9 protein-coding genes are annotated in these 12,584 nt (G+C 42.4%); all 9 read right to left on the bottom strand.

Annotated elements, in window-relative coordinates:
- Nucleotides 1-77 precede the first annotated feature (77 nt).
- Entirely contained in the window at nt 78-2,642 is a 2,565-nt protein-coding gene (locus tag BSCG_RS09475) for a glycosyltransferase family 1 protein (RefSeq protein ID WP_004297649.1), read from the bottom strand.
- 37 nt (nt 2,643-2,679) lie between these two features.
- The gene (locus tag BSCG_RS09480; RefSeq protein ID WP_004297648.1) at nt 2,680-4,341 is read right to left on the bottom strand and encodes a glycogen/starch synthase; all 1,662 of its coding nucleotides are present in this window, start codon (nt 4,339-4,341) and stop codon (nt 2,680-2,682) included.
- 202 nt (nt 4,342-4,543) lie between these two features.
- Nucleotides 4,544-5,008, bottom strand: a complete 465-nt coding sequence (locus BSCG_RS09485) for a V-type ATP synthase subunit K (protein ID WP_004297644.1) — start codon at nt 5,006-5,008, stop codon at nt 4,544-4,546.
- 74 nt (nt 5,009-5,082) lie between these two features.
- On the bottom strand, nt 5,083-6,900 hold the full coding sequence (locus tag BSCG_RS09490) for a V-type ATP synthase subunit I (protein WP_004308093.1): 1,818 nt from the start codon (nt 6,898-6,900) through the stop codon (nt 5,083-5,085).
- On the bottom strand, nt 6,897-7,502 hold the full coding sequence (locus BSCG_RS09495; protein ID WP_004297640.1) for a V-type ATP synthase subunit D: 606 nt from the start codon (nt 7,500-7,502) through the stop codon (nt 6,897-6,899). Before BSCG_RS09495 ends, BSCG_RS09490 begins: the two co-directional genes overlap by 4 nt.
- 107 nt (nt 7,503-7,609) lie before the next feature.
- Nucleotides 7,610-8,938, bottom strand: coding sequence for a V-type ATP synthase subunit B (locus BSCG_RS09500; RefSeq protein ID WP_004297639.1), 1,329 nt, complete (start codon nt 8,936-8,938; stop codon nt 7,610-7,612).
- A 29-nt stretch (nt 8,939-8,967) separates the two neighbouring features.
- Complete coding sequence (locus tag BSCG_RS09505; RefSeq protein ID WP_004303858.1) at nt 8,968-10,728, bottom strand: V-type ATP synthase subunit A; 1,761 nt, start codon at nt 10,726-10,728, stop codon at nt 8,968-8,970.
- 17 nt (nt 10,729-10,745) lie between these two features.
- On the bottom strand, nt 10,746-11,588 hold the full coding sequence (locus BSCG_RS09510; protein WP_004297637.1) for a DUF2764 domain-containing protein: 843 nt from the start codon (nt 11,586-11,588) through the stop codon (nt 10,746-10,748).
- A gap of 11 nt (nt 11,589-11,599) precedes the next feature.
- Nucleotides 11,600-12,190, bottom strand: coding sequence for a V-type ATP synthase subunit E family protein (locus BSCG_RS09515; protein WP_004297635.1), 591 nt, complete (start codon nt 12,188-12,190; stop codon nt 11,600-11,602).
- Nucleotides 12,191-12,584 lie beyond the last annotated feature (394 nt).

The raw sequence follows: 12,584 nt of genomic DNA, 5'->3' as shown, positions 1-12,584 counted from the left end.
TCATTCTCAAAGAATACAGGGGCTGAATGTATGTATGAAAGTGAGGGAAATATACTCCCCTACTTTTACTCAAGCAATTAGATAAACCAACGTACGTAGCAGAAGTCCTGACGGTGTGGAAGTTCCGGATTCTTCGGGAACATACGGTAAGACACCTTGAAACTACCTGCATTTGACAAGCTGTGTTTAACCTGGAATGTATACAAGTCGCCTTCTTTCTTGACTACACTGAACGGTTCTACAGAATAAACATGTTGTTTTCCGTCTGCAGTTGTGTAAGTAGTAACCAATTCAAGTCCCACTGCATCATTCAAGCCTTTTTCATCGATAACGTAAGTAATAGTATATTCTTTTCCGCTTTCGATATCACCATTCTTCAGCTCTTCTACCTTGTCACAAGATACGATTTCAATAGAATCCCATTTAGCAACCACATCTTCTTTCCAAGCTGCGATTTCTTTTGCTTTTGCATTATCGTTAGCAGCCAAAGTCTGGAAACGTTTTGCCAGTTTGCAATAGAACTTGCTATAGTAATCATCCAACTGACGCTTCATGGTATAATGAGGAGCAATCTGTGCGATAGAATTCTTCACCACTTTGATCCAGCCTTCAGAATATCCCTTCTTATTACGTGCATAATACAACGGAAGGATTTCAGTTTCAAGAATACTGTAAATAGTAGCAGCATCCAGCTGATCCTGATGTTCCTGATTCTGGTAAGTACGTTTTTCAGTCAACGCCCAACCTGCACCTTCACGGTAACCTTCCAGCCACCATCCGTCTAATACGGAGAAATTGACAACACCGTTCATCAAAGCTTTTTCACCAGATGTACCGGATGCTTCCAACGGACGAGTCGGAGTATTCAACCAGATATCAACGCCGGAAACCAGACGACGAGCCAGTTGCATATCGTAATTCTCGAGGAAGATAATCTTACCCAGGAATTCCGGACGACGAGAGATTTCAATGATACGCTTAATCAAGCCCTGGCCTGCTCCATCGTGCGGGTGAGCTTTACCTGTAAACAGGAATTGTACCGGATAATCAGGATTGTTCACGATCTTAGAAAGACGATCCAAGTCGGTGAACAGCAAGTGTGCACGTTTGTAAGTAGCAAAACGACGGCCGAAACCAATCAGCAATGCGTTCGGATTGATCTTATCCATCAGTGAAACGATACGAGAAGGATCTCCCTGGTTCTTCAACCATGTATCGCGGAATGACTTACGGATATAGTCAACCAACTTATTCTTCATAGTCATACGAGTCTTCCAAATCTCTTCATCGGGCACATTGTAGATAGCTTCCCAAATCTTAGGATTAGACTGATCGAACCAGAAGTTTTCGTTGAAATATTTAAAGTATAATTCTTTCCATTCTGTTGCACTCCAAGTTGGGAAGTGAACACCATTCGTTACATATCCTACGTGGCTTTCTTCCGGGAAATAACCTTTCCAGATAGAAGAGAACATTTCTTGAGAAACTTTTCCGTGCAGCCAGCTTACACCGTTCACTTCCTGTGAAGTGTTACAAGCAAAAACAGACATACAGAAACGTTCGCCCTTGTCGCCCGGATTGTTACGTCCTAGATCCATCAAGTCATCCCATGAGATACCCATTCTGGAAGGATAACCACCCATATATTTGCCGAACAAACCTTCGTCAAAATAGTCGTGACCTGCAGGCACCGGAGTATGAACAGTATAAAGAGAAGAAGCGCGAACCAACTCAATAGCCTGGTCGAAAGTCAATCCAGTAGCTACATAGTCGCAGATACGCTGAACATTAATCAATGCAGCATGTCCTTCATTACAGTGATAAACATCTTTCTTGATACCCAGAGCTTTCAGAGTCAGGATACCACCGATACCCAACAAGATTTCCTGTTTCAAACGGTTTTCCCAGTCACCACCATAAAGCTGGTGAGTGATAGGACGGTCGAATTCGCTGTTCATTTCATTATCCGTATCAAGCAGATACAAAGAAATACGTCCAACATTCACACGCCATACGTTTGCATGAACAAAATAATCAAGATAAGGAACGTCAACTATCAACGGCTGACCATTGGCATCCATTACGCGTTCAATAGGAAGTTGACCGAAGTTCTGTGCCTCGTAGTTGGCAATCTGCTGTCCATCCATAGACAACGTTTGAGTAAAGTAGCCGTAACGATACAAGAAACCTACCGCACACAAATCAACATTGCTGTCGGAAGCCTCTTTCAGATAGTCACCAGCCAATACGCCCAGACCACCGGAATATATTTTCAGGACGCTGCTCAAGCCATATTCCATGCTGAAATAAGCTATAGATGGGCGTTGCTCATCCGGCTTCACATCCATGTAATCTCTGAATTTCGTATAAACTTCATTCATTCTTCTTAGAATCACCTTGTCTTTTGCCAGCGCTTCCAGCTTCTCATAGCTCATACGTTCCAACAACAGTACTGGATTCTGTCCACATTCTTTCCAAAGTTCCGGATCTAGATCTCTAAACAGTTCAGTCGCTTCAAAATTCCATGCCCACCAAATGTTGCGTGCGATTTCAGACAACTTCTCCAACTCTTCCGGTATACGTGATTTCACAGTAACCTCTTTCCAGTTGGGAGTATTCACATTACTAACTTTGATTTTCATAATGTTTTCGTTTACTTATTGATAAATAATTTCTTTCTTAACTCAACTGACGTATCCTTGCCTTACGCAAAGCGATATCATAAGCTTCATAATAATATTGTATAAAGTGCTTCCATAAAGCCTGCTCTGCAACTTCAGCAGCACGCTTACGGATTTCCTTCACCTCTTTATCAGTCTTATCCGCAAACAACGTAATCGTATCTTTGATACCATCCGCCACTTCCGAATAATTATAGTCCGAACGATGCAGCACTTCCACTCCATCATTAATGCCATGCTGGTTCTTCAGGCTGTTTACCCAAAGTCCGAATCCTGCCAGATCCGTAGTGATTGTCGGCACATGGAAAGCTACACTTTCCAGCGGAGTATATCCCCACGGTTCGTAATAAGAAGCATAGACACTCAAATCCTGCCCCAGCAATATATCATAATATTCTTTATTCATGATACCATCACGACCATCCAGATAACAAGGAACAAAAATCACCTTTACCTTATCTTCCGGACGATTGCCCATTCCCAGATATTTCAACATGTCCAACACCTGGTCATGAGTCATATTATGCAGCCAATGAGTGATAAACGGTACTTCGAGGGGAGTGTCGAACTTATCTTTGCTCTTCAAACGTGCCTGCAAATCCTCGCGAGGCTCTCCCACCCAACCGGGTACATTGATGAATGCCAACACATTCTTATGTAGTTTCTTATCCCTGTTCAAGCGGTTTAATGATTCCAAAAAAACATCAATACCTTTATTCTTAAACTCATATCGCCCACTGGTTCCGACAATTAACGTATCATCACCCAGATTTGTTCCCAATAATTTATTGGCAACACTAAGCATCAAGGTACGTGCGCGCTTACGCTTGCCGGTAAACGTGCTTCCTTTCGGCACAAAATCATCTTCAAAACCGTTCATCAGAACAACATCTGCCGGTTTATCCAGTAATTCCTTGCATTCATTATTGGTTATTTCACTCACCGTAGTAAAACAGTCTACATAATGTGCAGTCTGTTTCTCAATCGAGTGTTTCGATTGCATGTTCAGTTCCTGTGCCATCTGGTCGCCATTATAAGCAAACAGATAGTCATACAACGGCTTATTATTGCCGGCAATGGAACGACCGATAGACGTAGCATGGGTCGTAAAAATAGTAGCAACCTCCGGCACAGCTTCCTGTACATAAAGTGCTCCCATTCCAGTCATCCATTCATGTGCCTGATATACCACCTTATCCGTTTCCGTCAGGTTGTAGCGATAGAAACTCTCCACCACTCTTCCTGCGGCATAGGAAAACATAGAAGCCTCGTCGTAATCGCCATAGGCGTGCAACGAATCTACTTGATAACGATTCCACATTTCTGTGTATATATCGTCTTTCTTTTCAAAAAAAGGTTGGAAATCAACAAGAATGACTATGGGTTCACCGGGGATATTCCATCGTCCCACACGGACAGAAAGTTCGTCTTTCTCAAGCGCATGCTCTTTCCAGGCAGCACATAGGTTATCCGACTCGATGAATAGAGGGTTCTCCTTTCCTTGCCACACATCAGGACCTATGAAGAAAATTCTGTCGCGGAATTTTTCCTGTAATGTATTTGCCCGTGTCGACAAGACGGTATATATCCCTCCCACTTTATTACATACTTCCCAGCTGGACTCGAAGATATAATCGGGGGTTAATAAATCTTTTACCATATAATATATTAAAACTCTTTTTAGTATGCGAGTGCAAAAGTACACATTATTCTTTGAAAAATAATACTTTATACAAAAAATATGAGTTAAGAAGAGGAAAGAAACGTTGTCTAACAATGAAAAAAGAATATCCCCTTGCACATGCAAAGCAGCATGTACAAGGGGATTGAAAGTCCTTTATAGGAAATATTCTTGCTAAAAATTATGCAACGAGTGCGCTACCAATCAAGAAGGTTGCAGCCAAAGCAACGATTGCATAGAGTTCGGGGAATACGGCAAGAATCAACGTATTGCTAAATACATTGTGTCCCTGTCCGATTGCTGCGATACCGTTTGCACAAACTTGTCCCTGACGGATAGCGGAGAATAAAGCAACCAATCCCAGAGCAATACCTGCACCAAGCACTGCTGATGCCTGGATAGGTGTAATTTCAGGAGTCAAAATACCGAAGATTGTCTGAAACATGAAATAACCTGCAAAACCATAAAGACCCTGTGTACCCGGAAGAGCTGTCAATACCAGGAAGTTACCGAATGCACTATCATTCTTCTTCAATGCTCCGATAGCAGCATTACCTGCAATAGTTACTCCGTAAGCACTACCGATGCCCGACAAACCAACCATAATCGCGATGCCAATGTAGGCGATAAACAAATTCATTTCCATAATCTTATTCTATTTTTTATTGTTTAATTCTTAAAATATTAATTCTCAATTTCTAATTCTTAATCTTCAAATTTTCAATTTCTGAACGGTTTGTACTCTTTACCGCCTCCTTCATATCCGGAGTTCTTGAAGAACTCAACGAACGTCAGACGCATCGGGTGAACCATTGCACCCAGCACATTCATAAAGATATTGATGGCATGACCGATAACGAAAATCAGTACCATAACAATCGGGCCTGCTATTACATTATCCGGACTCATACCTACTGCCAGGCTGTTGAATACTCCCGCCAAAATACCTCCGGAAAGTCCGAGGGCAAACAGACGAACGTAAGACAATACATCGCCAAGCAAACCGGTGACCATATTATATGAATCCCATAATCCCAGTCCGATATTCAGGAAAACATTCTTTCCCGGACTGTTATAAAGGAAGATCATAGCAGCCGAAACACCCAGAATAACCAAATGCACTGTACTTCCCATCGGCATTACCTCCGGCAACAAAGCCGAAACTGCCATGGAAACCAGCAGGATGATCCATCCGATAGTTGCCACTGCATATTTGAAACCAAACTGAATAGTCTGATTCACCGCCTTCAACACCATACCGAATAGTATCTGAATAGCTCCCAATATCAACGATAATTGGAACATATCATTGTTATCCATCAAGACGGCATGTTTCAGACGTTGAACAATCGGCCAGTTCAAATCGTAGATATTCGCTCCGAAGAACGTACCTGTCAGCAAACCGCAGAAGAATGTTGAAGCAGCCAATACCTGTATCAATGAAATGATCGACTTCATTGACGGAGTCACTTTCTTCGCCATCAACCGATAGGCCGTAGCTCCCAGAAACAGGAACACCCCATATCCGGAATCTCCCAGACAAAGTCCGAAAAAGACCATAAAGAACGGGGCAAAGAACGGAGTCAAGTCCAATTCATTATACTTCGGAAGCATATACAACTTACAGATCGGTTCGAACCAGGCAAAGAATCCCTTATTATTCAATCGAATAGGAACATTATCGCCCGGCATCGGATCGGTAATCTCATAATATACATGTGCGTCATTCAAGTAAGCCTCTATTTCCACTTGACTGAATGCAGGTGCCCATCCTTCAATTAACATCAGTTTGTCACCGGCAGTCTGTTCGGAACTTAACACCACCTTAGAGAACTCAATCTGGCTTTGCAACTCTTTCAGAGCAGCCTTCAAGGAAGGAATTTCTGTTTCGGAAAACGTAACCAGCTTCTTTTCATTCTCTTCAACGGCCTGTTCGGTCGTATTGTAAAGCGTTTCAAGGTGTGCCAAAGAGTATGCAGGTAATTTCGCCTGTTCTACATCCAAATCCACTTCCTGCCCGCCTTTCGTCAGAGTCACGAAGAATACTTTAGAAGAGATACGGTTCACAATCATTGCATTGTATTCCGTTTCCCACTCTTCCTTGTAATTTCCTTCCGAACAGCTATAAAAACCGATTACATAACCGGCATTTTTCAGCTTCTGAACATTATCCGGTTCAAAGTTACCCCAGGCTTCCAGCGCTTCTTTCTCTTTGGCATAGCTTTGCAACTGCTGCGACAGCTTTCCATGCTCTGTTTGCAGGGCATCCACTTCGTCCAGCACTTGTATACCACGGGCAGCCGTTCCACCTTCCGTAGCAATTACAGCATTCTTTTCATGCTTCTGATTCTGAAGCAACTTCAAGGTAGCCGCCAAGCGATTGGAAAGACGAATATTCTCCTGCAACTCCGTGTTATCAGCAGCCCCCTGTTGTTTCTCCACAATATGGACTACCCCAAGTTCACGCAGACTGTTCAGGAATTCTTCATACTCTTTGTGATAAACCAGGAATGTGAGTTTCTTCATTTTTGTAATCATGCCTCTACCTCCTTCCTTTTTTCTTGATGGGACTTCATGATCTTTTGCGAAGATTTCGACAAGTTTTCTTCATCTTCCATGAATCGTTTGATCTTTCGTAATGCATCCTGATAACCCGGTATCTGCACCTTCTCAAAAAGGTTCACCTTTTGAGTGGTCTTTTTCCTTGCATGTTCTAACAAGTTCAGCTTGGCGAGCATAAATTCACGTTCAATTGCCGTATGAGCCAGCTCTTCCAATAGATGGATACCGTCGGCATACCATTTGGGAGCATTAAACATACTGTACGGACGTATCTCGAATTCTACATTCTCGAGCAACGGTACGCGCACACCCGCAATCTTTTTCACGCCAAGATGAACATCATTCACCTTTATTAATGAAGCGTCAAACTCATTCCAAAGGGCGAACATGGCTTCATAGGCTTGAATTTGTTGTTCGAGCCTATCCTCCAGATCGGCAGCTTCCGTTTTACAGCGTTTCACTTCCATGCGGAGGGCGCTTTCCTTATTCTTAATGATAGGAAGCGTACGCACCCGCACTTTCAGTTGCTTTTCGAGCTGCTGAAGAGAGGTTTTGTTATATTGAAACTTTATAGCCATCTCGTTGATTTACTAATTTAACAATTTACGACCAGACGATTGAAATTACTTCTTATAAACATATATAATCCGTCCACTATCATCCTAATAGCAAATCGTCTAATTGTCTAATTATTTTGTTTCGGCCAGTATTGATCCACCAAGTCTTTCTTGATATTCACTTCTTCCGGACGGAAATATTTACCGAACAAGCCCCAGGCAACGTCCAGCATTTCAGTAGTATCAAGATTGACATCAATAGCCAACAACTGATTGGAATAGTCCTTCGCAAAAGCCAACGTACGTTCGTCGTAGTTGGTCAGGTCGAAACCATTTTCCATCTTCGTCTTAGCGTTAGCGGCATCGGCATACAGACGTACAGCGGCATTCATCACTTGCGGATGGTCCTTACGTGTCTTCTTACCGGTTACCAGCTGTTTCAAACGGGACAATGAACGGAACGGGTCAACAATTACCTTACCGATATCACTATCACGACGCAGGAACAACTGACCTTCAGTGATGTAACCCGTATTATCAGGTACAGCATGCGTAATATCTCCACCAGACAAAGTAGTCACCGCAATAATAGTGATTGAACCACCGGAAGGGAACTGCACCGCCTTTTCGTAAATCTTTGCCAAATCCGAATAAAGCGATCCCGGCATAGAGTCTTTCGAAGGAATCTGGTCCATACGGTTAGATACGATTGCCAACGCATCCGCATAGCTCGTCATATCCGTCAATAGCACCAGCACTTTCTCATTATTATTTACTGCAAAATACTCTGCAGCAGTCAATGCCATGTCCGGAATCAACAAACGTTCTACCGGAGGATTTTCGGTCGTATTCATGAAACTCACGATACGGTCCAGCGCACCTGCATTAGAGAACACATTCTTAAAGTACAGGTAGTCGTCATTCGTCATACCCATACCTCCGAGGATAATCTTATCCGTTTCAGCACGTAAGGCTACATTTGCCATTACCTGATTAAAAGGCTGGTCGGGGTCGGCAAAGAACGGAATCTTCTGACCCGATACCAGTGTATTGTTCAAGTCGATACCGGCAATACCCGTTGCAATCAGTTCCGACGGCTGTTTACGTCGAACCGGGTTCACAGACGGACCGCCAATTTCCACTTCCTGTCCTTCAATGTCCGGACCTCCATCAATCGGATCACCGAAAGCGTTGAAGAAACGTCCGGCCAGCTGCTCACTCACTTTCAATGTAGGCGATTTGCCGAGGAATACTACTTCGGCATTGGTCGGAATACCCTCCGTACCTTCAAATACCTGCAAAGTGACATCGTCACCGGCAATCTTAACCACCTGTGCCAGTTTACCGTCCACAGTGGCAAGCTCGTCATACCCTACTCCTGTCGCTTTCAGCGAACAAGTAGCCTTGGTAATCTGAGTAATCTTGGTATATATCTTTTGAAAAGCTTTTGTTGCCATCTTTGATAATTAAAATTATAAATTAAAGATTATGAATTGACACTTCTTTCGGCAATCAATTCCTTCAGTTGTTTCTGGAATCCTTCATACTGTTCCGATTTGAACTTCGAGTAGTTCATCTGCTTACAGACATTAATCATCTTCTTGAAGTAATCCATTACTTCGTTGAAGTTATCAAAGTCAAATTCCGTATGACAGATGTCGATTATCATGTTCAGAATATCTTCCTGACGTTCCATCGGAGTTACCGCATCAATTTCATCAAAAGCATCCTGTTGCAGAATAACAAAGTCAATCAATTCTGATTTCCAGAAAATCACATGATATTCTACCGGTACACCATCATCACCGAGGATATTGATCTGTTCGGCAATTTCCTTACCGCGCTGTAAACGGGTTTTCAGTTCGTTTACCTTTCCAATCCATTCATCGTTGATATGACCTTTGATATACTCCTCAAATTCCGGGTATTCGATATATTTTGAATAAGAATCAATCGGATTCACTGCCGGATAACGTTTCTTATCCGCACGATCCTGTTCCAAAGCATAAAAACAACGGGCTACTTTCTTCGTATTTTCAGTCACCGGCTCCTTCAAGTTACCACCCGCAGGAGATACCGTACCGATAAACGTAATAGAACCCGTTTCGTCATTACTTAGTTTTACATATCCCGCACGACCGTAGAAGTTGGAGATAATAGCCGAAATATCCATCGGGAAAGCATCCGGCCCAGGCAATTCTTCCATACGGTTGGACATCTCACGCAAAGCCTGTGCCCAACGGGAAGTAGAATCTGCCATCAACAAGACTTTCAATCCCATGGAACGGTAATATTCCGCCAGTGTCATTGCTGTATATACAGATGCTTCACGGGCAGCTACCGGCATGTTGGAAGTATTCGCAATGATGATAGTACGTTCCATCAACTTACGTCCCGTATGCGGGTCTACCAGTTCGGGGAACTCGGTAAAGATTTCCACCACCTCATTGGCACGTTCACCACAAGCCGCAATGATAACGATATCCGCTTCCGCCTGTTTAGAGATAGCGTGCTGAAGCACTGTTTTACCAGTACCGAACGGACCGGGGATAAATCCTGTACCACCTTCCACAATCGGATTCAGCGTATCAATCACACGTACACCAGTCTCCAATAATTTGAAAGGACGCGGTTTCTCCTTATAATTCGTCATCGCACGTTTCACGGGCCATCTCTGAATCATAGTCACAGGAATATCATTTCCTTCTTCGTCTGTCAGGATGGCAATTGTATCTTCTATCTTATAATCACCTTCCGGCATGATTGTTTTTACGGTAGCCGTTCCTTTCATAGTGAACGGGGCCATAATTTTCAGCGGCTGGAAGTTTTCATCCACCTGTCCCAACCATGCAGAAGCCTGCACTTTGTCACCTACATTCGCTAAGGGTACGAAGTGCCATACACGTTCTTTATCCAACGGATATGTATATTGTCCTCTTTTCAGGAAAACTCCATCCATCTTGTCGAGGTCATTTTGCAGACCATCATAGTTTTTCGATAGCATACCCGGGCCTAATGTCACCTCAAGCATGTGTCCTGTAAATTCGGCTTCGGCGCCCACTTTCAGTCCACGTGTGCTTTCAAACACCTGGACATATACATGTGAACCTACAACCTTAATCACCTCCGCCATCAACTTATCACCACCGGTCGAGATATAACAAATCTCATTCTGAGCTACCGGTCCGTCAACGACGAGGGTCACCATGTTGGCAATAACGCCACTAACAGTTCCTTTTGTTGCCATATATTTTTTTTATTTTATTATCTGAATTCTGCAGGAATCTGCACTTCGTTCTTCAGCGATTCGATAATGCTTCTGAACAACTGATTACCTCTTTCCTTATCCAGTGAAATCCACCGTTCAATCATTTCCAGCTTCAGCAGGAAAGCGAAAATACGTTCGATAGTGAAATAGTCGAAGAAAATAGCATCCTCCATCCAATTCCACCGCAAAGCATCCAACTTCTTCTCACGCTCCACCAGTTCTGTAATCTCACTGATTTTCACTAACGATTCAAACACATCCACCTCACCGGACAATCCGAAATCGCGGGCACTCGATGTACGCAATGCTTCGCATACTTCCGTATTTCCCACAACGTTGGAAGCAATATCCCATTTGAATTTACGGCTAGTAAATGCAACAAGAATATTATTGATGTTCAGGTTGAATTCAAACCAGGCAGAAACGAACTTATTCCCACAGTTCATCGCATACTCATAATATAGAGCAGCCAGATGATCCTCGTGTAAAACCGTACTTTCAGCCGGAGTATTCAGATAATCAGTAATAAAAGTGGATAGATAGACCGGAAATTCTTTAGGACTGATTTCTCCGCCTTCTCTCAGAATAGAAATATATTCAGAGAGTTCGTCAGCAGAGTAGTTTCCCCGTTTGTCGATTTCCGCTTCTTTATCTTTGAGAAGTTTCAGCACATTTGCATTATCAAACTTCAGATAAAACAAGTCAATCAACTTCTGGTCTGAAGCAGACAATCCATCGTAGATTTCAGTTTTAAAATCGGCTACTGTATAGCTCAGTTTGCTGTCTTCCAGCGAAAGTTCCGGCAAACCTGCTACCAAGTAATAGTACTTACTACTCATAGTCGCTTCTTTTAAAATAGCATTTCTACTAATTGAGGACGCAAGAACGCTTTGAAGTAATTCATGAATTCTTCTTCTCCGAAGTTCACCTTATACGAACCGTCCGCCGGAGAAACAGTGAACAGAGTTTTGATACCATTTACTTGCTGAATGGTCACCCCCTTGTCTAATAAAGCTTTTGCATGAGCTGCAAAATACTTTTTCAGTGATTCCGCATCGGCTGTTGAGATGACGATAGGTTCATCTATGCTCCATTTGGATGCCAATGCTACGATAAACGCATTCAGGTAATCTTTATCCTGAGCGAAATCTTTCACGGAAGCGGTTATCAACTTATCAGTTACCATTGTAGCGATTTCTGATTTGAGCGCATTCACAGCCTGACCGGCGAATAGTTTTAACTCTGATTTAGTATTTTCTGCTAACTCATCAGCAGATTTACGAGAGGAGTTTACAATTGATTCTGCCTCTTTTCGGGCATCCTCAATGATTTTCTTAGCTTCTTCCTGAGCATTCGCGATAAGTCTCTGCGCTTCCTCGTTTCCTTTTTCCACGCCTTCACGATAAATCTTATCGGTCAACTCTTGAATTTTGTTTTCCATATTAACAGGAGTATTTAGTATTATTACTATATTAACTATGTGTCCTTTGTCAGATTCTCGCCAAATTTACAAAAATCAATTTGATAAAAAAGAGAAAGAAGAAAAGAAAAAGATTTGTTTGCAAAAAAATCACAGTCCTACACCTATTTTATTCCGCTTTTTCCCCTTTTTTATTACTAAATGACACATTTACCGAATCTTTCAAGCCGGTAAACAAATATAAGGAATCTAAAAGACATTTGGAAATATGTATATACTTAAAACGACAAACAGGATACTAATACAAGATTAAATAACAAAAGCTATCGGTATTTCACCAAATTCATAGAAAACTAAAACTTCGGGGAGATCTATTCGACAATGACTTACCGGAAGACTGAAGATTGATAATTTT

The organism is Bacteroides sp. 2_2_4 (assembly GCF_000157055.1).
GTDB classification, from domain to species: domain Bacteria; phylum Bacteroidota; class Bacteroidia; order Bacteroidales; family Bacteroidaceae; genus Bacteroides; species Bacteroides ovatus.
Note: the sequence above shows the minus strand (reverse complement) of the source record. Positions and strands in the feature narration are given on the sequence as shown.